The organism is Porphyromonas somerae (genome assembly GCF_022845615.1).
Lineage (GTDB): Bacteria > Bacteroidota > Bacteroidia > Bacteroidales > Porphyromonadaceae > Porphyromonas_A > Porphyromonas_A somerae.
Genome location: NZ_AP025559.1, coordinates 1720476 through 1744741, shown reverse-complemented (window position 1 = coordinate 1744741; position 24266 = coordinate 1720476). Strand labels below are relative to the sequence as shown.

Here is a 24266-nt window from a genome sequence, read left to right as displayed (position 1 = left end):
GATTCAATTATGTGTGTTTGTTTGTTCTTTTGGTCTTTCAATAGTGTTCGTCTCCTTGCCAAACAGATGGAACTTCTGGATGAGTATAGGCGTCACAAAGAGGTCGGCAAGCAGTGCCGACAAGATCCCTGCCACAGATAGTATGCCCATATGTACAAAGGAGAGCCCCTCTGATGTGGTGTATACAGCGAAATTGGCACAGATTACTACGCTTGTCAAGACGATTGGAGTACCAATGGTGTGGAATGAACGAAGGATCGCATTCCTATAATTGCCCTTACGGTCAAACTCAAGATGACTATGATTGATGAGGTGTATGGTATCGTCCACAGCCAAGCCGAGGATCATCGGCATAATAGTGGCCGTCATCATATCCAATGGATAGCCCAGCCACCCCATTAGTCCGCCAACGACCAATGCCGGGGTGATATTTGGGATTAAACCGACAAGCCCTATGCGTACACTGCCGAAAACAATCATCATCAGTAGACCTATAATAAGGAGAGAAATGGCGAACGAAACCATTTGCCCGCGTGCGATATACTGCATCATTACGGTAAACTGCGGGATACTTCCAACGGTAGTGACTGCCGCATTGGGGAAGAGCATCTGTGCGTAAGCAATTATATCGTTCATCTCTCGCTCTGTTTCCCCTGAATCGTATGCATTCATCTCCACCATCAGACGAAGACGGCGGTAGTCGTAATCTATCCAATACTCTGCTTCACTACCTCCCGCATTTTCGTAAAGGAGCAACAGCTGTGCAACCTCATCAGGGTTATGGGGGATGGTATAATAGGAAGGATTACCGTCATGGAGCGTTTGATTTAGGTCTTTGAGTATATTCAATACCGAGGTCGTTCGTTTGGTCAACTTATACCCACCAGCATGCTGTGCAAGGGAGTCCAATCGCAGTAGCATTGCTGGAGACTTTGCCAATCCATCTTCTGGGAAGTCGATCATTACATCGTAGGTATAAATAGACCCAAGTTCGCTTTCCCCTACCTCCAATAGGTTGTTGACATAATCAATCTTTCGTCCCATCGTTCGCTCTACATCAAAAGCCGTCTCTATTTTGGTGAATTGGTAGATAAGAACCACAGAGATAATCCCAGTGAGACATAGTATCAAAGTGCCATGCCTGAGTACACTCTTACCTAAGCTTTCTAGCTTCTGATCCATCCACCGCCCACCGGTCTCCTGTACCTTGGGGTGAGGCTTTCCGTCCTTGCCAAAACTGAGGAGAATGGGCATCAAGGTGATGGAGAAAAGAAATGACAGCATCACACACGAAGAGGAGGCTATTCCGATAAAACGCATCGGCTGCATAGGAATGGCGAGGAATGAAAGCAAGGAAGCGAAAGTGGTGAGTGCACTGAAAAGCACTGGCCACCCCATTTCCCCTACCGTTTCCTCTACGGCTTGTTTCCTTATTCCATGAATGAGGAACCTACGCTTGAAATAGGAGTATACGTGAATATTGTATGCAATGGAAACGGCAAAGACCAGCAACATAGGGATCATTACCATAGCGCTGTCTATGGTCATACCAACATATCCCAGCACCCCATACACCACGATGATGGAGCTGATAGCGGTGAGAAGAGGGACGATGACCCCTCTAAATGAACGTGTCACCAGCAGGAGGATAAGAATGGAGACGAGGGCTGCGATACCCATTACACGTGGCATTTCCGTCCCAATCCATTTCATTTTCATCGCTGTCACATAGGGTAGCCCAGTTCCTTTGGGATGAAGTGCCTTGTACTTGTCCTTGGTAATAATATGATCTAGTTCATTGCCCGTAAGGACCTCGGGAGAAACAGGATTCTTCCCCTTATTCCAAACAGAGTCTTCGGGGAAAGTACGTAGCTTGAGTATAATCCACGAGAGCGTCCCATCTTTGGAAATTAATCGCTCTGCTACGTGAGGTTTCATATAAGCCTTGCTACGAATCTCTTCCAATTGCTTGGGATCCGTAGGGATCGTATCGGGGACTATCTGCTCAATGGCGATACCATCTTCGCCTCCCATCATAAACTCGATGTCAGTAAGAGAGGTGATTTTGTCGGCGTACGAAAGGCTGTCCACCATCTCGTTCGTTAGTTCACGGATCAGCTCCAGATTGTCTTTCGTAAACGAATTGTCACACCTAGTCAGCACGGCTGCGAAGTTGTCATTCCCGAATATCTCCTTGAATTCTTCGGTCTTGACAAGCATAGGGTCGTCTTCGAGGAAGTAGTCTTCCCATGAGGCACTTACCTTGAAGTACCTAAGTCCCGATACGCCAATGGCAAGGATCAGGATAAACCCTCCCAGCACTACCCAGCGATTACGCATCATTCTTTTGCCGCATAAGGCAAACCAATTGTTAATTCTTTCTATTTTCATATCGTTTCATGTTATATTGATCTTGAAGTGTCTTTACTCCTAAGTGGCAATAGTCCAAAAGAGAACAGGAAGACGTTTTGTTCAAAAACAAAGCGAGCCGCCTCTGTAGGCGACTCGCTCGATAGGATGATTTCCTAAAATGAAATCTCTTATACTGCAGGACTCTAGAATAAATTCCCCCGCTACTTTGTATTTGGATAGTCTGTATCATTCATTTCATTCTTTATTGTCATTGACCACTCGTACCAAGCTTTAGTGCAATAGACATTGCCACGGCTTTGCCCACACTTATCAGCATCAAAGAGAGAAAGCCCATCAACGCCCTCTCCAAAATCATATTTCTTTCATTGCTAGTACTATATGTAATGCTCATAATACGCTCTGATGATCTACCTTCATAAGGCGCTTCCACCCACCTATACTGAAGTGGATATATTCACCAATAAAGCATTCGATATCCTCGGAGGAAAGCTCCTCGTGCAATACAATCTCTCTCATCATACTGATCCACCAAGAGCTGATGAAGTGTATGAAAAAAGGGGAAACACTAGTATGTAGCTCTGGATATAATTCTTTCATCCTTTCTAGATAGTCGATTCCGGTTATCGTACTTTTATCAATCCATCGCTCCCAATAGTCTTCAAATCGTGTATCTCGAGTATCGAGAAATAGCAACCTAAGCTCCTTGCGATAACGAGTAATCACACCCATTACCTCTTGCATATATTGACGGTAATACTCTTCTGAGGTAAAGATCTCAAGTGAAAGTTTTTCATCACTATTATGGTTTTCCAGCATATTAGTCATCGCCTCCAAAAGTGGACGCAAGACGATTGCCAGCAAATCATCCTTGCAGGGATAATAATTGTATATGTTGCTTAGCCCAACACCAGACAGCCTGGAAATCTCACGCATAGACACCGCCTTGAAGCCTTTCCCTAGAAACGCTTCTCGAGCTGTATCTTGCAATAGTCTGCGTGTATGTTCCTTTGTCGTCTGCATAATAACAACTTTATCCTATCTTCTGCGAGCAAAGTTCGCAAAGTTTTCCAGGACACACAATACCTAAAAATAGGGATTTTCCGATCAGCCGTCTTGTTATTTATGACACGATAGAACTGCGAGATGAATGATTTAATCATTCAATTGAGCAAAGAGGGATCGGGTATTCGTAGAACGGCTCGAGTATGGGACAAGGGGCAAGGTAAGAACTGCGACTGGTGTGAGATTGTCCGATGTATGTCAACGCAGAAGTCGGTCACCACCGAGGACGTCAATCTGCTGGGCGAAAAGGTTAAAATGCGACAATGTCGCAAGCCATCGCAATAAGCCATCAAGATCTACCAAAAGCTATGTTTACGCGAAGCCCCTTTTAGGAAAATCAAAATCTGTAGGACACAAAGTCCATAACTCAAACAATCCCGCCCGAACCCAGCAAGCACTACACGTTCTCTCCCGTAAAACTAGGGTTATGATTTATATTCCTTCATTCTTGTTTACGTTCAAAGGTATTGGTCAGTTGCACTGCTTGCTGTTGCAGTCTGATGAGAACTTGGGAATAGGTCTCAAGTTTGCCGAGCATTCGTTGAGCAGTGGCAACAGAATGATAAGTATTGAGGGCTTTCACGGCTTCGTTGTACAGCACGCCTATCTTATTCATTATGGCGACGATTTCGGAGAGTTTATCCAAGTAAGGCTTCTTTGAAGGATCTTCCGTGATGACCTTAAAAGCTTCACCCAAAAGCCTTGCTCGAACATAGTCGCTCTTCGTCTTTGCTCCCGATTTTAGATAGAGCCTGATAAGTGTCTGCTGGTCTTTGGAATTAGGTATCCTGATGTGCCATCTGTCCCATCGTGGATAGGTGGCACATCTGCCATCGGGCTTCTTTTGTTTCGTCTTTTTCATTGCATCCTAATCACGACTTTGGAGTGATTTACCCCCCTGCGGGGCAAGGGTCTTTGTGGTACAAATGGCAATTTGTGGTACAAAGACACACCTTGCCAATATCAAGAATTGATGCCACCCACTTAGGGGCGATTGGAAATTAGCTTTTGACTTTCTGAGCTAAGTTTTGAGTCTGGTTAAGACTTGGCTCAGTTTTGACTCAACTCAAAATTGACTTAGCTCAAGAGTTAGGTTTTGACTCAACTCAATTTTGACTTGACTCAATTTTGACTTTGGTCAATTTTGACTTGAGTTAAAACCCTCTTCTTGACCAGACCAAATCTTGACTTACCCAACTCTTAACCGAAATCCCCTATGGCTTACTCATTTGACCGTAGGTAATTGTAAGTTCAGATTAAACGCTGAAAACGCACCGATGAAATGAACAATCCCCAAAGAGGGACAAAAGCAGTACACCGATGGATGAATTGACACTCACCGAGAGATTGTCTGCCCTTGACATCAGCGTTACCGAGTTCAAATGAGTATCCGCTAAACCATATCTTAACTCACTTCTTTTACCCCGCTGTTCAATTACTTATTTCTCTTATATATAGGATTATAGTACCTTTCAAGCATCGCTTGAATATCGCTCTGTTTGTAGAGTATCTTGCCTCCGATTTTGTGATAAGCTATTGTTCCACTGTCTCGGTACTCTTGGAGCGTGCGACTACTCAGACGTAACAGCTTGCAGACTTCCTCACTTGTAAGGTAAACCTCTCCGCCCAACATAGGACGTGCAGTAGCACAATAACGCTCCAGCTTCTTCAAGACGCTCTCCATAAGTTGTGCAAACATCTGCATTTGCGGGTCTTGTTGTGTAATGATTTCGTTCTCTGACATAGTTCATTCAGTGTTTGAGTTCAGTCTTTCTTTGCATTCAGTATCTCAGTGATGTCGCTCTCTTTATAGTAGCACTTATGTCCGACCATAGAGAACGGGATTTTACCCGTATCCCGATAGTGTTGCAGAGTGCGCTTGCTGATACCGAGCCTACGGCATACGGCTTCATTGTCAAGCCATTCTTCCGTTTCGGGAGGACACCCGATAAGCCGTTCGATACGGTGGATGAAATCTGCAAAGGAGGAGCAGTGCTGCTCCCATGCCTTGCGGTCGATGATGATAAGTTTCATTGCATTGTTGTTGATTACGTTGTTAATACTCGGCAAACGAGCAGCTTTTCTGTCGATTGCCCTTCTTGTCGGAGGCAAAAGTAACCCCTCTAAAGCGGAAAAAGAAAGAGTGAGGAAGAATACGGAAATAGTTAGGAAACAAGGGAAAAGGCGAACACAAAAGTCTAGGCTATTGCGGTAATGAGATGAGGTGCTGGTTCGTTCCGTACTAGCGAAAATAAAATCAGGTCACTCTCGAGTGTTCGATTGCTTCGAAATCTCGATCGTTCGAGAGATCAATCGTTCAAATGATAAACCTACCGAATGAGGGGTTTCGCTCTCAATTAACAGAGCGAGAGCACACTCTTTGGCTGTTTGATTGGTGGAGTATTTATTTTGTCGCTTCTTGCGTCCAAAGAGCCTGAGTATGCCGTATTCGTTCGGGCTTATTCTTTTGGCGGTTAGCCTATTGCTGCAAGGTTGGAGTGAAAAATACGACCGCACTAACAATCAAATTTTTGCAAGTATGATAGTAGCAAAGTACAGAGAAAAGCCCTGCGGTGGAGATTTTTCACTCCATCCGCAGGACTTGACCTTGCAAGCAATCAAGGCAACCGCCATACCTTTGCCCGACCGAATACGGCTTCAGGGCTTTGAGGAAAGTTCACCTATAAAGGTTCAGATTGCGTTTTGTCTTGCTGTGCTATTGACTCACAATAACCCTCAAATACAGTATGCTCCTTGTCTGTGAGTGCAGTCATATCCTCCTGTATCTTGTGGTCGGTTATCTTTCCGTAGATTTGTGTCGTACCTATATTGCTGTGTCCGAGCATCTTGCTGAGCGTTTCCATAGAGATACCATTGGAAAGACAAATCGTAGTTGAGAATGTGTGCCGAGCCATGTGAAAGGTCAAGCCCTTCTCTATCTGGCATATCTGCCCGATGTTCACACATGCAAAAGATGCTTTTCTTATTGTAAGATTGGGGAATATCAAGTCGTCCGCTTTCTTGTCCTTTATATAGAGCGAAAGGATTTGTTTGGCAATGGGTAGAAGTGGGATAATCGCTTCCACATTGGTTTTCTGCCTTTTGATTCGGATTTCCTCCGTGCCGTCAGCATTATGGGTGATATGCTTCGGTTTGAGCCGTTGCATATCCACACGAGCCAGACCAGTAAAGGCGCAGAAAAGAAAGAGTTGCCTTGCTCGTTCGAACTGCTTGTCAATGATGGGTGTTTGCAGGACCCTCTGCAATTCCTCCGTAGTGAGATACCTGCGTGTGCGATGTGGCAGTTCTGCCTTGTAGTCCGCAAACGGATCGATACGGATATACTTCTTCTGCTGACCTATGCCGATGAGTTTTCTAAGGAAGATGACCGCTACCTGAATAGTGGCAAGAGAAAGGTTGCGCTCTGATTTGAGGTAGAAGTCCAGCCCCTCGATAAAACCATAGTCAAGCGATGAGTAGCGAATATCCTCCAGCCCTAAGCGTTCACGCAAATAAGCCTCAATGAGTTGTGTGGCATAGATGTAGTTGGCAAAGGTCGGCTTGGCTACCGTTATTCCTACGCAAGGACGCTTTTCCTCTATGAAAAGTCGTGCTTCCTCCATAAGAAAACCTTTGGGCTTGTCCTCTTCCATGAGTTCACGCTTCAGCAACTCAGCGGTAATATAGCCACGTTGCCAGACTAATTCTTGATACTTCGCTTTGGCTTGTTCCTCTTTGGTTTGCAAGTAGCGGTTGATTTCCTTTGTTTCTTCACCTGTTCCCTTGCACCGTCCCTTATGGCTGTCCCAAAGTTCAGGAGCAATCTCCTTGCCCGTGCTGTATTGTACTTGTTCTCCGTCTATGGTGATGCGCCCCATAATTGGGCAGCTGCCGTTCTTTTTCTCTTTTGAGCGATTGATATAAAAGAGTGTCTTGAATGTGCTTCGTGCCATAATGTCAAAGTTTTAAGGTGAATGTATCTTGTATTCGCTGCTGTATCGCTTGCATATCCCGATGGATTCTTTCGGAGGAAACCGCTGCATATACCTGTGTTGTTCTCAGGTTGGTGTGTCCGAGCATACGGCTCACCGTTTCGATAGGAACGCCTGCCGAGAGCGTGATAAGCGAAGCAAAGGTATGGCGAGCCATATGAAAGGTTAGCGGAGTTTCCATGCCGATGTTTCGTTGTATGTAGTGCATACCATTGAGGATAATGTCGGTAGTTGGAACGTCAAAGACAAAGCCTGCCCTTATCCCTCTATAACGATTCATGATAGTCAGCGCAGGGGGAAGCACCTGTACACGATACGGAGTTTTGGTCTTCATTCGCCTGCCCTTGATGCAGAGTTCGCCCTCTTCAGTGACGATATTCTCCTCCCGAAGATTACGGACATCTGAGATTGCCAGACCTGTGAAGCAGGAAAAGACAAAGAGATCACGGACAATGCGGTAGTTCTCCCACTCAATCTCCAAGTCGATGATGTGCTCAAGTTCTTCCTTCGTAATGCTTCTCGGCTCGCCCTTTGGTCGCTCGTAACTGTAGCCCAAGAATGGATAGAAGTCCAGCACGCCTTTCTTCACCGCCATGCGGACAATGGTCTGCAAGGTGGACAAGGTACTCGATATGCTGCTGCGTTTCAGTTTTCGGTCGATGGTGAGATAGTACTCAAAGCCCTCGATAAATGCTTTGTCCAGCTGTGAGAGTGGAATGTCACTTACCTTGTGCTTCTTCCGCATATACTCACGGAGCAGGGAGAGCTGGTAGGTACGAAGTTTGAACGTCTTTAAGGCTCGGTCGATGCCTATGCGTTCCTTTGTCTGTGTGAGATACTCCCCGAAACTCTCCATGAGCAAGGCTTGACAGTGGATTTGCCCCTGATAGGCATCCCTCACGTCTGTGGCTGTGAAAGTTTCTTCCCTTTCACAGAGTTCGTGAAAGCGTGCGTGGATGAGTGCGGTGCATTCACCGAGTTTCTGATTGACGGACACCGCCATTGCACTCTTGCCGATAAGCCTTTGCTTACGACTGTCCCAAAGAGTAAGCGGAGTTTTGCATTTGGTGGAGAAGCCCGAATGGGTTCTGCCAACGGAGATTCGCCCGATGACAGGCACAAGTCCTTTCTTGTCGGTTCGTTTCGCCTGAACGAAGAACGATACTTTCAGTTTGTTTTCCTTCATTTTTCTGTCGTTTTTCCTAAATTTCCTTTGCTTGCAAAGGTACAGATGAACAAGTCTTCCTGAGCGATGCAGAAAAATGAAAGATGAAGAATAAAAACCTATGACACAGTTGTTTACCTTCAATTCGTAACCCCTTTTTGCTTTTTCACGGGTGGGTTACGATTTGGTAACGGAACACCTGCCGTTTGATGCTCGTTTTCGCTTACCTTCAAAATAGCAAGAAAATGCTAAATGATACTATTTCAAATAGTTACATTCCTTGCTTTTCCCTCTGTTTCCCTTGATTCTTAACAACTGATTATGCCCGCAAGATGAGCTTGGATATGCGAATGATAGACCTAGAAAAGTATTCGGACCATATAGACAACAAAGCCAGCCACTGTGCCAAGCTCCTCAATAACTACTATCAGAAGTATAACGAGCAGAAGGGAACACAGTTTGTCTTCAGCGACTTGGGTACTTACAAGCCAGGCGAGTGGAATGTTTACTCTGAGATTAAGCGTAAGTTGGTAGAGGAGTATCACATCCCATCTCACGAGATTCGCTTCATTCAAGAGTGTAAGAATGAGAAAGCGAAGAAAGCGATGGTGGAAGCGATGAATCGGGGCGATATACGTATCATCTTCGGCTCTACATCTATGTTGGGCACGGGTGTCAATGCCCAGCAACGAGCTGTGGCTATACATCATCTTGATACCCCGTGGAGACCGTCAGACTTAGAGCAACGCAACGGACGAGCTATCCGAAAGGGCAATTTAGTCGCCAAGGAGTTTGCCGACAACAAGGTCGATGTGATTATATATGCAGTGGAGCGTTCGTTGGACAGCTATAAGTTCAACCTACTACACAACAAGCAGCTTTTCATCAATCAGTTGAAGAGCAATCAGCTCGGTATGCGTACCATCGATGAAGGCTCAATGGATGAAGACAGTGGCATGAACTTCTCAGAGTATGTAGCTGTGCTATCGGGCAATACAAACCTTTTGGAAAAGGCTAAGCTAGACAAGAAGATTACCGCATTAGAGTCAGAACGCAAGAACTTCCTTCGTGAGCGAAATGGAGCTGTAGGTAAGTTGGCTGAGATTGATCATTCGCTCTCTTATCACACAGGCAAGATACAAGAGGCGAAGAAAGACTTAGCTTGCTTTGAGCGACGAGTGGAACGAGATGCAGAAGGCAACCCAGTCAATCGACTTTCAATTAAAGGTGTAGAGGGTTGTTCTGACATCAAAGTGATTGCTCATCGTCTTCTAGAGATAGAGGAAAAGGCTCGTACCAATGGTGAGTACAACAAGATAGGAGAACTTTATGGCTTCGCTGTTATGGTCAAGACGGAAAGTTCCTCTCAGAACTTATTTGACCTATCGGTAAACCGCTTCTTCGTAAAGGGCGAGGGGAGTATTTACTACACCTACAATAACGGCAAGCTAGCAAATGATCCTAAGCTGGCTTGTCTGAACTTCTTCAATGCTTTAGAGCGCATTCCCAAGGTGATCGAATCTCACGAGAAGGAGATAGCAAAGGTCTCAGCAAATAAGGAGGTCTACACCGCCATTGCCAATAGCTCGTGGAAGAAGGAGGAGGATTTGCGTTCTCTCAAAGCCCAAGCAGCCGAACTGGACAGAAAGATTGCCCTTACGCTTTCTCCTCCAGAGGGAGAGGAAGAGAATCTTGAAAACGAGGTACAAGAAAGCCGAGACCATCAAGAGACTATTCAAAGCACAAAAGACTCTCTTGATAATTTGAAGCCCTCACGAAGTAATTCCCCCAAATCAATGAAACATTTCTAGGTCTATCATTCGCATATCCAAGCTGAAACTGCGATAGAATCATATAGGAGATTTTCGGTAATAGATAACCTTACCCGCTACTTTTTGTGAGGTTAATCGTTCTCAGAGAGTCTAAGATTTTCAAGAATGATACCTTCACCCTTTCTGAAGATGGAATTTCCCTATAAGCTATTGCAGATAAATTCTCTTCGTACCTAGAAGTTAGAGCTACCCATAACTTTTCAAAATCCAATACCAATGGCGATTGGGTCAGGTCTTTTAGACCTTTCCATCCAAAAGGATCGTCAAAGGCTGCTTGGTCATGCTTGACCAAAGTTTCTACATCACGCACAAACTCTACACCACAAACATACTCCTCCAAATCCTTGATAGTCATAAGAGCATTCAAATCATAGAAATGGCGGATTTTTGACGAAAGAGATGCCAATGGATCCTGGCTCATAGAGAAGCGAATGAGAGAAACGGTTTTCTCGCATAAGGTTTGCTTCAGCGACAACACATTCAACTCAAAAGGTTCAAGGTGATATTGAGATGCGACATCCTCCAAGTGTTGCTTCTTCAGATAAGTAGTCACAAATGGTTCTATCGTCCTTTTTTCATAAGGAAAAGGATTGGCAAACGCACTGATCTCTACGATAATTCTCGAAGGAATAGGATTGACGGAAACATCCAACCCCACTAGAGCATCATAGGAGAATGCTTGCTTCCTATACTTTGACCCTTTGGATAATATCTGCGAAGGATTTGTCTTCTGTAAAACCCACCGTAACCTCTTTCATCAGCTTAGATAATAGCATCTTGACTTGATTGCCACTCATATCACCGCTGATGACAGCAAAGTCCACATCTTCAGAAAACCGGTCAATCAATTGAAAAGCTTTGGACAATGAAGTCCCTCCCTTAAATACAATCTGCCGACTGTAGGTGCTTTTAGATAAGGCTCGAAGTATTGCTGAGATATAATAGTCTTTCTCAATCAACTGGACTGGGATTTTCAAATCCTCAGAAGATGCTTGTAGCAAGTCTCTGAATGACTCGCTGTCTAAATGTAAAGGCTCTCTTATTGTATGTTCCATTGGCTTGACACTAAAGTGGGAGAAAGTCCGATTCTAAATCGTGTAAGAGGGTTTAATGTCTGATGTAAAGTCGCCACAAGTAATTCGTCTGTTAGCATAGAACCCAACAAAGCTCTTGTGAGTGGAGTGTAATTTAGGGCAAGTTCCACTAGTTGCTTATGATCTTCCTTTTCATATTCACGGACCTTCTTCTTTAGAAGAGAATACGACTTGTCGACAGTAGTATCTGGAATTTTCTTGATCCATTTCAAACAGTCCAAAAGACGCAGCATGTCGATGTTGTCTTGACAGATTTGGTTTTTCTGCAATACAAAACGGATGGCATAAATCCCCCGCTTTGTATTTCGTTTCGGGAAGTTAGTCCCTACTTCAAGAATGGATGAGTGTTGGGTGGTTAGTCCAAAGAGGTTGAAAGCATAGAGACCTGTCAAATAGCCAATAGGTGTGTCCCCGTTATAGAGTAAGTCTCGGAATCTTTCTTCCATAGATGGTCCTACAACCCCAAATCGTGTTTGCTTGGGCTTGTAATAAACTCCTGGGCTAAGTCGTTCGATCTCTCCCTCCTGAGCTAATCGTCCTAAAGCTACCACAGCTGCATTGTACTCCGAACGAGAAAGTTCTAAGTCCTCCAGTCGGAAAACTTTTCCCATCTCAAAATCCAAAATTCTCTTTTTAATACCCTTGCTTGTCATGCTACTTGTTCTTTTCGCAAAGGTAGTAGTTTTGTTGTGTAAATGCAAGTGTTTACACAACAAAATGGTCGGGCTGGAAGAAAAAAGATTACCAGTCATCTCGTTTTCGTAGCATCTCATCAATTTCCTCCCGAAGGAATAATAGGCGACCATTAGCTTTGAGGTAGGGGATCTTACCCGCCCATACCCAATTATAGATGGTCTTTTGCTCAACCTTTAGCAATCTAGACACATCGATGATGTCAAGATACTCTGGCTTGAGCGGTGGCTTAACAGTTGCTTCTATGGCTTGCTCTCGGTCAAATTACGACACCAGAAGCAACAACTCAGGAGGTGAAGCAGAAGCCTGAACTTACGACACCCCAACACACCCCTAAGCCTAAGTGGAGATGATTGCTATGCGTCACCTTCAAAAGACGCTTTATAATTCGAGTTTGTCGATAAGAAAGGAAACTAAGCCAGTTGTATAAAGCAAAAAGGGACTATACAGACGAAGTGTATAGCCCCATTTTTCTACCTTTTATAGTGCTAATAGAGCGTCTAAAAGTCTCTATCGGCACTTTTCTTACTGCAAAGGTAATTCTTTATTCTGACTTACGCAAGCATTTCCCGAATGTTTTTGATTCCAGTTGCTTCAGCAATGATGTTTTGTACCTCATTGTATTTCTCGTTCTTGTCGAACAACTTTATCAATTCTTCCTTCAAGTCAGCTTGACGATTCACTGACACAATTCCTGTCATGTAGTATATGACTTTAATTGCACCATAGAGCTTATGATAGTTTGCACTTTCCATCTGACCAGCTGGACCTCGTCTTATAGATGTTGGTAGCGCAATATCATATAACACATTGCCATGTGCACAATAATTCCTTATCGTGAGAATTGTTTTCAAGTAGCTTTCAAACACTGGCAGTTGTCTTACTTTGAAATGTTCGCTGATTGCTCTACAAATCATCTTGTCTTTAAGTGCCTTGAAAAGATGGATTATTCCTCCTAAAGTCATATATTCCAATGTCTTCCAAGCGGGAGCATACTTGTCGTTTATATGGGTTTTATGGTGTTGCTGTATAATAGAAATAGACTTAAATCGATTGGTATAGACTTCCTGATCAAACTTCCTTACGTATGCTGCGGTCACAACAGTGGAGTCTGCAAACCATGTAGGAGATGTCCTATAATAATTCGACACCTTGTATATGAGAAACGTTCTGAAATGAATCTCGATGCGGTTGAGATACTTCATAAGGATACTCCTTAAATTAAAATCGAAGTAATATAGCTTCACGATGTAGTCAAAATTAGTCCCCTCTCTAAACTGATGCGTCCTGTTAATTTTATTCGGATATGTTGTTTCGAAAGGGAACCAATAAAACCCTAAGCGATAGTACCCCACATCCAAAAGCACTTCTTGGGCTTTTTCTTTATCCTTAATAGCCATTCCACGACTTTCGAGCAGTTCGATCTGCTCCCATACATCAATTGCTGTCTTTCCCATATCTACTATATCTGATAACCAAACAAATTCAGAACCTAGTTTTCTGTAAAATGCTTAGTCGCATCGTTATGAATTCTTTTTGCTATTCAAAAGCCAATATGTTCACTCTGTTTAAGTGCAAATATAAGCATTCTTAGTGATTGAAAAACATACATTCCAATGTCAAGTGCAACACGATTATAGATATAGGGGAAAAAACTTCGTAGGGAGTTTTATATCCTAGTTTTTTACGAGGTCGTACATTCCACCCGCTAATGCAATTTCTCAAGAATGATGTTTTTGATGACTTCATTGGGTGTCTTATAGTTTAGGTTCTTATGGGGTCTATTGTTTAGCTGATTCTGAATATGTCTGATTTCATCGTCCGAGACCTCATCAAAGGATTTTCCTTTAGGGATGTATTGTCAAATCAATCCATTCATATTTTCGATGTGAGGTTTGCCAGAAGAGCAATAGGGTTTAGCAAAGAATACAAGGATCTTCAGCACCGGCTCTATAGACTTGAAGTGGGTGAACTCAGCTCCGTTGTCAATCGTAATGGAGAATATCTGTCCTCTGCGCTTTAAGAAGGCTAGTCTGCGATTGACCACCTTGGGCAACTATTTAGCGTCTTTGCCGTGCTTGGGGTTCTCCATGATTAGGTATCCAGTCTTTCTATCGGTAATTGTCAAGATAGCGCCCTTGTTGTTAGAACCATCAGTCGGACCCATTTCTAGGTCGTCCTCTCGGAGTTGCTGGTCAATACAAATAGGTCTCTGAGAAATGTTTTTTCTCTTTTCCCCTTAGTAGGTGCGACCAATCGTTGCTTCCTACGTCTTAAAGCATGACGACAACAAAGGTAAAGGGAGCCTTTATTCTTCTTGTTTAAGTGCAGGTAGGTGTATAGGGTTGTTTTCCTGGCCATCGGAATTTGTTCCATTTGGCATCAATTGGCGATTTGTTCGGGTGGCACTTTCTATCAATGAGAAGAATATGGGATCCACCATCTGCATAGACGAAAAGAACATCAACGGAGATTGCTACACCATCGTGTCGAACCCAGAGACGAACAAAACCGTCCTGATGGTCAACACGCTCCGAGCCTCTCAGATCGTCTATCTAATAAGATCGAACATCTCCCAAGAAGCACTTTTCGCAGTATCTTGTATAACCCGTGATATGGCTCCAAACTACGGCTGGGTGGCTCGCGAACTCTTTCCCAATGCCTACCAAGCTGCGGACAAATTCCACGTCGTCAAAAACATCATTGATCAAGTCCAGTCCGTAAGAATACACTACCGCCAAGAGCTTCTACGCAAGCAACGGGAGCTGGAGGAGGCGAGTCGCAAACAGCAAAAACTGCAGCCTGACCCCAAGATCCAGCGAGAGCTCAAAGATCTCAAAAGGAGCTATCCAATGGAGATACTCAGCTACAGCTCCTCCAGCGCAGCAAGGGGTTACTGCACAAGCTCCCCAACGAGCACACAGCCAGTCAAAAGCTACGCGCTCGGCTACTCTTTAGACTTTTCCCTAACATCAAAGTAGCATACAAATTCTCCGTAGCACTGCGGAAGTGGTACCAACGTCCTATGCGAGATGGCAGCTTCATAACACCCTCCAGACACCTATTGGAGCGCAAGAAGGCACTTCTAGAGATCATCACCCATCACCTCAGTAGTTCATGTGAAGAGGTCAAGAACATCGCTCACTTCATGGTCAAGCACATCGGAGAGATCTGCAACTGTTTCCTAGGCTAGAAGACCTACGCCTCAGCAGAAGCGCTCAACTAGAACCTCCAACGCTTTATTGCCATCAACTATGGAGCTCGCAATAGAGACTTCTTCCTCTATCGCATCGCCGTTCACTTCAGTTAGTTTTTTGTGGGAGGCTTTCTCCCTCAGCATCTCAAAATAGGAGTTAGCTATCAACTAAAATCAGTTCTTTCGAAAAGTCAAGACAGCTCATTCTAGTTTGACGGCAAAAACGATGTCAACCGACATCAGGTTCAGCAAAAAAGTCAACCATTTTCAGGTGACAAAAAACACTTTATGTTAATGTCCTGCGTTTCTTCGTTTTATTGAGGCAAACTTCATACCTTTGTAAGCGAAAGATTCGCTAATGGCAACGAAAGAAGTGCAAACAAATATATGGGGGTGCGAGTTGTTGAAGTCTGCTCACATTACATTAGAATATCAAAGCTCTTATATCTCAGGGATAGAAAGTAGCTATGTTATACATCTTTTCCTAACATAGAAGCAATATAGTATGTATATAAAGGAAATCAGGATACTAAACTTCCGAAACTTCAAGGATGTTTTGATACCTTTCCATGAGGGTGTGAATGTTATAATAGGTCATAATAATACAGGTAAAAGCAACCTACTTCGTGCAATCGGGTTAGTGCTTGGTTATAATTATGGTCATAGGTTGGGAGTGAGTGATTTATTTTATGAAACCGAACTAGCAGTGCTACAACAGCAGTCACCACGGATTCAAATAACTCTTCTCCTTCGTAGAAGTGCGGGGGAAGCCTTGGATTCTGCAGAAATGGGGCTCTTCTCAACTATGATGACAGATCCTGAATTAAGTGAGGAAGCTGAATTGAGATACGAGTTTAAATTGACTGATGCAGAAGAAGACAACTATAAGTCAGATGTAGCTAACGCAACTACACCTAAGGAAATATGGAAAATTATAGATCATGACTACATCAGACTCTATAGAACTAGTCGCTCAGGAGGTAATCAGGCAGCAGGTATCAGTATCAATGAGACTTTGATGCAGATTGATTTTCAGTTTCTTGATGCCATTCGCGATGTCAGTCATGACCTATACGCTGGTTATAATCCCCTCCTTAGGGATGTGCTGAATTTCTTCATTGATTACTCGGTTAAGAATGATTTTACAAAGACAGAGGACGAGATAAAGGAACAATTAAAAACTCTGAGAGATGGTTTTGTACAACAGTCTAATCCACTGATGCAGACTTTACAAGGGAGATTGCAGAATGGCAAAAACGTGTTTCTGAAGTACGCACTCGATACAGGCGCAACATTCAACGGAGCTGTACCTGATTTTGATGGGACGGTGACGGAAAATGAGATGTTTGCAGTATTGAGAATGATTATCAAATATGCTGATGGTATAGAAGTACCAGCAACGTATAATGGTTTAGGCTATAACAATCTAATCTATATGTCGCTTTTGCTTGCAAGAATGCAGGCGGACAGTAGCATCACTTACATGAAACGCAATGCTAAGATACTCTCATTCCTAGCTGTAGAAGAATGTGAAGCACATCTGCATCCAGCTATGCAGTATAAGTTCCTACAGTTTCTACAGGACAACAATGCAAATGGACATGTACGTCAGATATTCATAACCTCCCATTCTACCCAAATTGCCTCTGCTGTGAAGCTGGATGACTTGATTTGTCTAACTTCACCTGCATTAGGGCAGATTAATGTTGGATATCCACGTGACATTTATAAAGAAGATAATGATGATGAATCCAAGCAATATGTCCAAAGGTTTTTAGATGCTACCAAAGCTGATATGTTTTTTGCCAACAAATTGATATTCGTTGAGGGCATCGCGGAGGAGCTGCTACTCCCTGTCTTTGCTAGATATTTGGACAAGAACCTTACAGATGAGCATGTACTGGTGGTAAATATGGGTGGTCGCTATTTCAAACACTTCCTAAAGTTGTTTGATACAAACAATCCATTCACTATCAACAAGAAGATTGTTTGTTTGACAGACATTGATCCCTGTAGGAAAAAGCATGAATCTGACGCGACATATGAAGCTTGCTACCCATATGAGTACAATATAGACGCAGACAACTACGACTATAAGCATCATGCTGATACAGAATTAGATCAATATGTAGACCACCCCAACATTAGGTTCTACAGGCAAGATGTAACGTATGGAAAAACGCTGGAGTATGACCTAATGCGTGAGAATCCCAATTGTGAACTGTTATTGACTGACTCTGTGTCCAATCGGGACGAGATAAAAGCAATGATGGCAGAACTGGATGTGAACAAGATGATGGGTAAAATGCGAAACAGTGAGGCTAATACACGTATAAAGTCATCAATAGACCAATCGGGGTGGGAGGATGAAGAAAAGAGAAAAGCCTTACTTGCATCACGTTATTTGAACTCCGTTTCAAAAGGTAGCAATGCGCTGGAACTAAACGTAACACTTATGGCTAATCTGGAGAAACCAGAAACAGACAGAAAAGAGTTCCATGTGCCCCAATATATTGTTGACGCATTAACATGGCTATTATCATAACATCAGAGCAAACCATACCTGTAGACAAACCATTTAAGGTGACTGCTGGACCTGGTGCTGGAAAGACACATTGGTTGATAAGTCATATCAAGAATGTAGTATCTAACAGCAACAAACTTGATGTGGTGAGGAAGGTGGCTTGTATCACTTATACCAATGTGGGTATCGACACCATCACAGCACGTTTGAATATGAGGAATGACGTGGTTGAGGTATGTACCATCCATAGTTTCTTGTATGCCAATATAGTAAAGCCCTATATTCATCTGGTAGCTAAAGAATTTGGGCTGGAGTTGAGCAAACTTGTGGTTATAGATGACTCTAATTTTAAGACAGAAGGAATAGCTATATCAGTATTGAAGCTTATTAATAAGTCATGGGTGAATGCTAGAAGCTATCTGAAAGGTTTGAATAATGCTATGTGGCATTATTCAAAGCATGAATACAACAATTATAAACCAAGGTACCCAATAAAGGTCGGCAAGTGGTTCGTGGGCAATGACTGCTATATGGGGTTCAAAAGATGGCTATGGAGTGGAGGGTATATGTCCTTTGATGATGTTTTATACTTCTCTTACATTCTACTTTCGAGATACCCACATATATACAAATTGATAAAGGCGAGGTATCCATATATTTTCGTGGATGAGTTTCAAGATACAATTCCTTTTGTTGTTGACTTCCTTACCCAGTTAGGCAATGAGGGGGTAATTGTGGGAGTAGTTGGCGATAAAGCACAATCAATCTATGATTTTCTCGGTGCTACGGTGCAGCAATTTGATAGTTTTACTGTTCCAGAAATGCAGGAGTATGAGATACGAGGAAATAGGCGTAGCACGAAGCAGATAATAGATTTACTAAATATTGTCAGAACTGATTTTTCGCAAGACTGGTTGAATGGATCAGAAGGAATGATGCCGGAATTGCTAGTTGGCGATATGCTTAACTGCTACCAACAGAGTATAGAAAAGAGTGGAACTGCCGAAATACAATCACTGGCCTTTCAAAACGTACTTGCCAATTCAATGCGTAAGAAGAACGGAGTGAGAGAAGACGGAAAAATATTAGAGATTTATATTGACAGCAATGTAAGGCGTCAGATCATTATAAAGACGTTGATTAAGGCCGTGGAATATACAAGAATGAATGACTTGCGAAATGCTTGGCATCAACTAGACATCATCAATCGCGATAGAACAATAACAATTGTGGCTCTAAGACGTTTGCTAGATGGCTATAAGGACTATAAAGACGGAAGCCTGATGGATTTCTACAATTTTCTGGTGAATGATTTACAACTCAAGATAACTAAGATAAGAGGCAAGGCAATCAAGGATTTCTACTTAAACCATACATACGCTGATGCTGCCCTTGGGGTGAAGTATGGTGATTCAAATGACAAGCATAAGACTATCCACAAATCAAAAGGAGAGGAGTTCGATAACGTCTTTGTGATTCTTGAAAAGGAGGAAGACTTGGAGTTTCTGTTGTCTCCAAACCTAGATGAAAACAATGTCCATCGGGTGTATTATGTGGCTGCTAGTCGTGCAATAAAACGCTTGTTTATCTGTGTACCCACATTGAGTGCAGAAAACTATATCAAACTGAAGAACATGCCAATAAATATACCTTCTTAGGTGTAACTTTGTGCATGAGAAAAAGAAACTTGCAACTGGCTTTAGGACTGCCTTGTAACTTTATACTGAGACTGTTGAAAAGCCCTCAAACTCTAGCTTAAGAACTTCTCAACAGTCTCCAGTGGATAAACGAGCCGTTTTCACCGCCTCCAGACGAGATTGAAATAGCATAGGGGGGGGATACCCCCATTTTTACAGCAAATATCGAAGGGCGATTGACCCGCTTGACAGCTATTTTACGCCCATCGCTCACAAAAAAAGCGCTTAAAACACTATTAGGTGCGATTCATTTTTTGCAGATATGAGTTGCATTTCTTAATTGAATATACGTAGGACACGATACTGTCCCAAAAAAGTGTGTAAGCCCCAATAATGCTATCTTTGTAAAGTTGTAAATTAATAACAAAGGAATAGACATTAGTATGAGACTTACACGAGTGCAAGTTAAGGAAATTCTTTCAAACTTTATAATTGAAGGGCAAGGAATTAAGGGATTGATGGAGCTGGTTGTAGAGATCGTGATGGAAGGGGAACGCGAACTTTACAAGGAAGATACCGGAGATGTTAGTAATGGCTACCGAGGTCGTCGTATTTTTGCGAGTGGTAATATGCTTGAGTTGCGAGTTCCTCGGACACGTCAGCGTGGTTTTATACCCGTTATTTTAGGGGTATTAAAAGAGCAAGAGAAAGAGATGGGAGAAGTTGCGAGCTATCTCTATAGCTGTGGTAATACGATGAAGGACATCTCAGGTGTTTTTGAGCGTTTGTATGGCAAAAGTTATAGCACGAGCCAAGTTAATCGTCTTGCTCTCTCCACGCAGAAGGCTGTCCTAGAATGGCGTAAAAGGGCGCTTCCAAGTGAGCTGGAAGCACTTATGATTGACGCAACATACCTCCCAGTAAGGCGAGGAGATAGCGTTAGCAAGGAGGCGTTCTTTGTTGTAATGAGCTTGGATGCAGACGGTCGTAGAGATATCGTTGGAGTGTACAACAATCCCACAGAAGGAAGTGGCATTTGGAATGCTTTCTTTGAAGACTTAAAGTCTCGCGGACTAGAGAGGGTTGGTCTTATTGTCTCCGATGGGTTAAACAATATTGAAGAAGTGGCTGAGCGTCATTTCTCTGGAGTGGAGGTGCAGCTCTGTAACGTTCATCTTCAGAGGGAGATTTGCAATAGAGTTCGTCCAAAAGACAAGAGAGCCATTAGTTCCAAACTGAGCGAAGTGTTTCGTAAAAACGACCCCAAACGTACTGTCGAAGACGGCGTTAAGGACTTTGCAAAGTTTGCGAAAGAGTGGTACGAGCACTATCCATTCCTCTCAAAAATAGCTGATGGAGAAAGGATATACTATTACTTTACTTACCTGAAATATGACGTAGTAGTGAGACGATATATTCATAGTACCAACTGGATAGAGCGCTTTAATCGGCAAATAAAGAAAGGAGCGACATATAAATGCGCCTTTCCAAGTGTTGATTCTGCACTTCATCTGGTAGGGAGCATCGCCCTTAATTCCTCCTATTTAGGGAGGCGAATAGGTGATCTGATAGGTGGTCTGAAGAAGCTATAACATCCATAAAGAGAACGAGATGTGCTTTACTTCCCAACACAAAGCTATCAACCAAAAAGAATACGGCAAGGCGGTGTCTCCGCTGCGCTACGACAGCCTTGCCTTAATTCTTTCTTGGTCTATCTTTGTTGTTTATGGGAAGCAAAGCGAAAAAAATAAGTATATTTGCAGTTCAAAGAGGCATTCTGCCTTACACACTTTTTGGGTTACTACCCTCTGTAGGGAGAAATCCTTTATAATAGACATTTGATGGACTTTCTGCGATCATCAGAGATCTGACAAGCTGGGAACTCGGTTGTCCGATGAAATAGGAAGCTCTTCTTTCTCCGAAAAACTTTTATCGGACAGCAATGTTTAGCAATATATGAAATGACACAAGTAAGTATAGGAGTAATTAGTAGCTATAATAATTCCGACAAACTCATTATTGATAATGTATGTCCCTTCGTCCGGAGGTATATTTGTGGGGCGTTCGCTTGTACCATTCCAATCCCACACAAAGCAGAACAGTACAATGGAAAGAATAGCTGTTGTAGTCAGAAACAGTGGTACAAGCCAGCACGATTGCTTCAAATTTCCAAAATTGTTTATCGGTTAGTTTCATAAATATTGATTTTGTATTCAATGGTAATCGGAGGATTCAATTTGCTAAAATAAGGCTTGCCCCACCCACTATTTGTTACTAACTTTTAATTGTAGTTTCCAAGATTCTGTTTCTTCTACGTTGTTATTGACTTTAATGCTGTTTGCGTATGGCAATATAACAGATTTCCAGTCTTCGGTAATAAGTATTGTTCCGTTTCCTATTGTTTCTAAAATGCCCCATTCATCAACAATGCGTGCATTTTTATAGACGGTGCCGATATTTTCGAGAGGAACGACAGTGTTAGGATTAAAACTTATCTGTATATTCTTCAAAGGTAACGTCTTTATGTTTTGTGTAAATAATGCAGTTAATTCGTTTTTCTTTATTGCTCGTACAGAATCTCGCTGATTTTCAAAGGCAATAATATTATCATAGTCATAGCATGCCTTCCTTTGTCGTATATGATTCTCTTTGTCTGTAGGAAGAACTATGTTATAAGCATTCTGGACTAATATTCCTAAATCAGTATTTCCGTCCACATGCTTGTGCCATTCATTCGTGCTTTTATCAAGAAGATACCCCAAGATGGGACCAGAAAGGTAGGCGTAACATCTGACAAGCTCGTCTTTCTTCATGTAAGATTCAACTTCCTTATCGAGTTTGTCAAGATATATAGCATCCGATGAAATGGATAGTTTCATTCCTGTATATTGAGGCAGTCCCTCATGAACTTCAAAAGCCGTTTCATCCGAGTAATACTTACTAAATTCTTCCTGTCTTTGCCTTCTGAATGTAAGGCCATCACGAATTGCGATTTCTCGTGATAATGGATCTGTTTCTTTACAAGCGGATAGAAATGCTTTCCATTCCAGTTTGAGAAGTACTCTGGCTTCTTTGGTCTCCATATGGACATTATTGTAGGGTGTTGGAACATGGCCAAGAGAATCTTGCCAGTAATGGAACATTTCATGGCAGAACAATATGTTACGGTCTATGGTATCAGTAGGTATTGGAAGTTTTATCATCACCCATTTCTGCCCAAATACATTTATAGTGGAATTGGCGATGTTCTTATTGAGCGGATATTTTCCAATAAATACTTTTCCACATGTTTGAAGTTGTCCTTGTAAATCCTTTTGGTTACTCCACAAATCACGATTATTGTCTATGCATAAAATTGGTGCATATAAATTGACTCCCCATAGTTCTCCATTATCTTTATCGCATATAGTTTTGATATCGTTGAATGTGTTTGAGAACTCAACGCAAGAAGCGAGATTTCCACTATCGTTTTTATCTTGGGCTAACAGCGTATGGCAAACTATCAGTATGAGGAATGATGTTAGGAATGTTTTCTTCATGATTCTTTTGATATATAGCGGATCCGTAGATTCAAATTACTAGTGCAATTTACTTATTATTTTCCAACCAGACAACCATTGGGGTCTTGTACTGGTGTTTTTCCCTTGGTCTTGAGTTGATTTTCTGTACATAATTCAGTACTTGCTTATTGGTAATATCTTTGAAGTCCTCATTCTTTTTCAAGTATTGTCTCAGTAGTTTATTTGAGTATTCAATAGTTCCTTTTTGCCAAGAAGAGTAAGGGTCTGCGAAGTAAACTTTAACCCCGAGTTTTTCAGTGATATGCTTATGGTTGATGAACTCAGAACCGTTATCAGTTGTGATAGATCGTATTTTCCCTTTACAATGAGCGAGCAACTGCACGACGGTTTTAGAGATTTCCTTTGGGTCCTTTCCTCTCTTCATTTTGCAGGCAAACATTTGACCTGAGTATCTCTCTACGATTGTAAGTATTACGGCCCTACTTTTCGCACTAATAATCGTGTCCATTTCAAAGTCTCCGAATGTTGATCCGTCAGCTTCTGGTGGTCTTTCGTGTATACTCACTCTATCTGGAATAAGCGTCCTACTTCCACTCCCTACGTACCTCTTTCGGTGTTTTAACTGGTGTCGGCAGTGTGTGTAAAGTTTGCCCCCTTCTGCCTTATCTTTTCGGATATAGGCGTAGATTGTCTCGTGCGATATATTAATCTCCTCCTCCTTTTTTAGCCAACCAGAAATTTGCTGTGGAGACCAATCCTCTCTTAGCTTTTCGATCACTTTCTTCCACACACCTTTCCCTATCTTCTTGTTTCGCTTAACCCTTTCCTTATCCTCATTGGCCAGCATTTGGGCGTGCATTTGGGTATATCTTCCACTCTTGTTGGCATTCCTCTTAATCTCCCTAGTAATGGTAGATGGTGAGACTCCTACAAGCTCAGCGATCTCTTTTTTCAACAAACCCTTTTTTAGACCGCTCTCAATTATGTATCTTTGATCAAGGGTTAGATGTTTGTACTTTTTTTTGTTCATAAAACAAATATACTAATCCCATGGGAGGTTTAGGCCTCCCATTTTTGTTTTATGAATCCACACTCCCTTCTTTGCCCTTTTTCACGGCTTATTTGGTGGCCGTACGGCCACCAAATAAGCCGTGAAAAAGGCAGTCCCTAGTACCTC

18 protein-coding genes and 3 pseudogenes are annotated in these 24266 nt (G+C 42.6%); 7 read left to right on the top strand and 14 right to left on the bottom strand.

The genetic code is table 11. The features are described 5' to 3' along the window. Window positions 1–3: 3 nt before the first annotated feature. Together MWL85_RS07550 and MWL85_RS07545 are read right to left on the bottom strand one after the other, a co-directional pair. Window positions 4–2391 (bottom strand): efflux RND transporter permease subunit, encoded by a 2388-nt coding sequence (locus MWL85_RS07550; protein ID WP_244400255.1) that lies wholly within the window; start codon window positions 2389–2391, stop codon window positions 4–6. Between the two features lie 369 nt (window positions 2392–2760). Continuing rightward, window positions 2761–3393 (bottom strand): TetR/AcrR family transcriptional regulator, encoded by a 633-nt coding sequence (locus MWL85_RS07545; protein WP_025883585.1) that lies wholly within the window; start codon window positions 3391–3393, stop codon window positions 2761–2763. Window positions 3394–3582: 189 nt separating this feature from the next. Between MWL85_RS07545 and MWL85_RS11685 the strand changes: the two are divergent. Next, window positions 3583–3801: pseudogene (locus tag MWL85_RS11685) on the top strand (hypothetical protein); the annotation flags it as partial. 76 nt (window positions 3802–3877) lie between these two features. On the opposite strand, the gene MWL85_RS07535 reads toward MWL85_RS11685, so the two are convergent. The 5 genes from MWL85_RS07535 to MWL85_RS07515 form a co-directional block, all read right to left on the bottom strand. Continuing rightward, the gene (locus MWL85_RS07535) at window positions 3878–4297 is read right to left on the bottom strand and encodes a plasmid mobilization protein (protein ID WP_244400253.1); all 420 of its coding nucleotides are present in this window, start codon (window positions 4295–4297) and stop codon (window positions 3878–3880) included. A 573-nt stretch (window positions 4298–4870) separates the two neighbouring features. After that, on the bottom strand, window positions 4871–5179 hold the full coding sequence (locus tag MWL85_RS07530) for a helix-turn-helix domain-containing protein (RefSeq protein WP_008781865.1): 309 nt from the start codon (window positions 5177–5179) through the stop codon (window positions 4871–4873). A gap of 20 nt (window positions 5180–5199) precedes the next feature. After that, window positions 5200–5469: a helix-turn-helix domain-containing protein gene (locus MWL85_RS07525; RefSeq protein WP_025883367.1), complete on the bottom strand. Its 270-nt coding sequence runs from the start codon at window positions 5467–5469 to the stop codon at window positions 5200–5202. A 647-nt stretch (window positions 5470–6116) separates the two neighbouring features. After that, a complete protein-coding gene (locus tag MWL85_RS07520) occupies window positions 6117–7388 on the bottom strand; it encodes a site-specific integrase (RefSeq protein WP_244400252.1) in 1272 nt (423 codons plus the stop codon). Between the two features lie 4 nt (window positions 7389–7392). Further along, the gene (locus MWL85_RS07515; protein WP_244400251.1) at window positions 7393–8613 is read right to left on the bottom strand and encodes a site-specific integrase; all 1221 of its coding nucleotides are present in this window, start codon (window positions 8611–8613) and stop codon (window positions 7393–7395) included. A 287-nt stretch (window positions 8614–8900) separates the two neighbouring features. Between MWL85_RS07515 and MWL85_RS07510 the strand changes: the two are divergent. Continuing rightward, window positions 8901–10403, top strand: a pseudogene (locus MWL85_RS07510) (helicase-related protein); the annotation flags it as partial. 70 nt (window positions 10404–10473) lie between these two features. Here MWL85_RS07510 and MWL85_RS07505 read toward each other — a convergent pair. The 5 genes and pseudogenes from MWL85_RS07505 to MWL85_RS07485 all read right to left on the bottom strand — a co-directional run bounded on the left by MWL85_RS07505 (window position 10474) and on the right by MWL85_RS07485 (window position 14258). Next, window positions 10474–11479: pseudogene (locus MWL85_RS07505) on the bottom strand (nucleotidyl transferase AbiEii/AbiGii toxin family protein). After that, window positions 11464–12171, bottom strand: a complete 708-nt coding sequence (locus tag MWL85_RS07500; protein WP_244401868.1) for a DUF6088 family protein — start codon at window positions 12169–12171, stop codon at window positions 11464–11466. Before MWL85_RS07500 ends, MWL85_RS07505 begins: the two are co-directional and overlap by 16 nt. Window positions 12172–12259: 88 nt before the next feature. Then, entirely contained in the window at window positions 12260–12457 is a 198-nt protein-coding gene (locus MWL85_RS07495) for a helix-turn-helix domain-containing protein (protein ID WP_154657846.1), read from the bottom strand. Between the two features lie 308 nt (window positions 12458–12765). Further along, entirely contained in the window at window positions 12766–13668 is a 903-nt protein-coding gene (locus MWL85_RS07490) for an Abi family protein (RefSeq protein WP_244400249.1), read from the bottom strand. A 404-nt stretch (window positions 13669–14072) separates the two neighbouring features. Then, entirely contained in the window at window positions 14073–14258 is a 186-nt protein-coding gene (locus MWL85_RS07485) for a hypothetical protein (protein ID WP_244400248.1), read from the bottom strand. Between the two features lie 298 nt (window positions 14259–14556). Here MWL85_RS07485 and MWL85_RS07480 point away from each other — a divergent pair, with 298 nt between their 5' ends. From MWL85_RS07480 to MWL85_RS07460, 5 genes are all read left to right on the top strand, one after another. Beyond that, window positions 14557–15192 carry a transposase gene (locus MWL85_RS07480; protein WP_394802096.1) on the top strand — a complete coding sequence of 212 codons (636 nt, stop codon included), beginning with the start codon at window positions 14557–14559 and terminating at the stop codon, window positions 15190–15192. Beyond that, entirely contained in the window at window positions 15108–15404 is a 297-nt protein-coding gene (locus MWL85_RS07475; protein ID WP_394802119.1) for a transposase, read from the top strand. The genes MWL85_RS07480 and MWL85_RS07475 overlap by 85 nt, the downstream gene beginning before the upstream one ends. A 508-nt stretch (window positions 15405–15912) precedes the next feature. Then, entirely contained in the window at window positions 15913–17952 is a 2040-nt protein-coding gene (locus tag MWL85_RS07470; protein WP_244400247.1) for an AAA family ATPase, read from the top strand. Next, complete coding sequence (locus tag MWL85_RS07465; protein WP_244400246.1) at window positions 17937–19589, top strand: UvrD-helicase domain-containing protein; 1653 nt, start codon at window positions 17937–17939, stop codon at window positions 19587–19589. Before MWL85_RS07470 ends, MWL85_RS07465 begins: the two co-directional genes overlap by 16 nt. Before the next feature lie 422 nt (window positions 19590–20011). After that, the gene (locus MWL85_RS07460; RefSeq protein ID WP_244400245.1) at window positions 20012–21160 is read left to right on the top strand and encodes an IS256 family transposase; all 1149 of its coding nucleotides are present in this window, start codon (window positions 20012–20014) and stop codon (window positions 21158–21160) included. Window positions 21161–21832: 672 nt separating this feature from the next. Here MWL85_RS07460 and MWL85_RS07455 read toward each other — a convergent pair. Continuing rightward, on the bottom strand, window positions 21833–23107 hold the full coding sequence (locus MWL85_RS07455) for a hypothetical protein (protein ID WP_021902513.1): 1275 nt from the start codon (window positions 23105–23107) through the stop codon (window positions 21833–21835). 49 nt (window positions 23108–23156) lie between these two features. Further along, the gene (locus MWL85_RS07450; RefSeq protein WP_244400244.1) at window positions 23157–24119 is read right to left on the bottom strand and encodes an IS30 family transposase; all 963 of its coding nucleotides are present in this window, start codon (window positions 24117–24119) and stop codon (window positions 23157–23159) included. Between the last annotated feature and the right edge of the window lie 147 nt (window positions 24120–24266).

What these genes read in the sequence shown, in the direction of transcription:
- MWL85_RS07470 (WP_244400247.1), top strand. Translation starts at nt 15,913, where the DNA reads ATGTATATAAAGGAAATCAGGATACTAAACTTCCGAAACTTCAAGGAT.
- MWL85_RS07460 (WP_244400245.1), top strand. Translation starts at nt 20,012, where the DNA reads ATGAGACTTACACGAGTGCAAGTTAAGGAAATTCTTTCAAACTTTATA.
- MWL85_RS07530 (WP_008781865.1), bottom strand. Translation starts at nt 5,179, where the DNA reads ATGTCAGAGAACGAAATCATTACACAACAAGACCCGCAAATGCAGATG.
- MWL85_RS07535 (WP_244400253.1), bottom strand. Translation starts at nt 4,297, where the DNA reads ATGAAAAAGACGAAACAAAAGAAGCCCGATGGCAGATGTGCCACCTAT.
- MWL85_RS07465 (WP_244400246.1), top strand. Translation starts at nt 17,937, where the DNA reads ATGGCTATTATCATAACATCAGAGCAAACCATACCTGTAGACAAACCA.
- MWL85_RS07520 (WP_244400252.1), bottom strand. Translation starts at nt 7,388, where the DNA reads ATGGCACGAAGCACATTCAAGACACTCTTTTATATCAATCGCTCAAAA.
- MWL85_RS07550 (WP_244400255.1), bottom strand. Translation starts at nt 2,391, where the DNA reads ATGAAAATAGAAAGAATTAACAATTGGTTTGCCTTATGCGGCAAAAGA.
- MWL85_RS07490 (WP_244400249.1), bottom strand. Translation starts at nt 13,668, where the DNA reads ATGGGAAAGACAGCAATTGATGTATGGGAGCAGATCGAACTGCTCGAA.
- MWL85_RS07515 (WP_244400251.1), bottom strand. Translation starts at nt 8,613, where the DNA reads ATGAAGGAAAACAAACTGAAAGTATCGTTCTTCGTTCAGGCGAAACGA.
- MWL85_RS07500 (WP_244401868.1), bottom strand. Translation starts at nt 12,171, where the DNA reads ATGACAAGCAAGGGTATTAAAAAGAGAATTTTGGATTTTGAGATGGGA.
- MWL85_RS07450 (WP_244400244.1), bottom strand. Translation starts at nt 24,119, where the DNA reads ATGAACAAAAAAAAGTACAAACATCTAACCCTTGATCAAAGATACATA.
- MWL85_RS07545 (WP_025883585.1), bottom strand. Translation starts at nt 3,393, where the DNA reads ATGCAGACGACAAAGGAACATACACGCAGACTATTGCAAGATACAGCT.
- MWL85_RS07455 (WP_021902513.1), bottom strand. Translation starts at nt 23,107, where the DNA reads ATGAAGAAAACATTCCTAACATCATTCCTCATACTGATAGTTTGCCAT.
- MWL85_RS07525 (WP_025883367.1), bottom strand. Translation starts at nt 5,469, where the DNA reads ATGAAACTTATCATCATCGACCGCAAGGCATGGGAGCAGCACTGCTCC.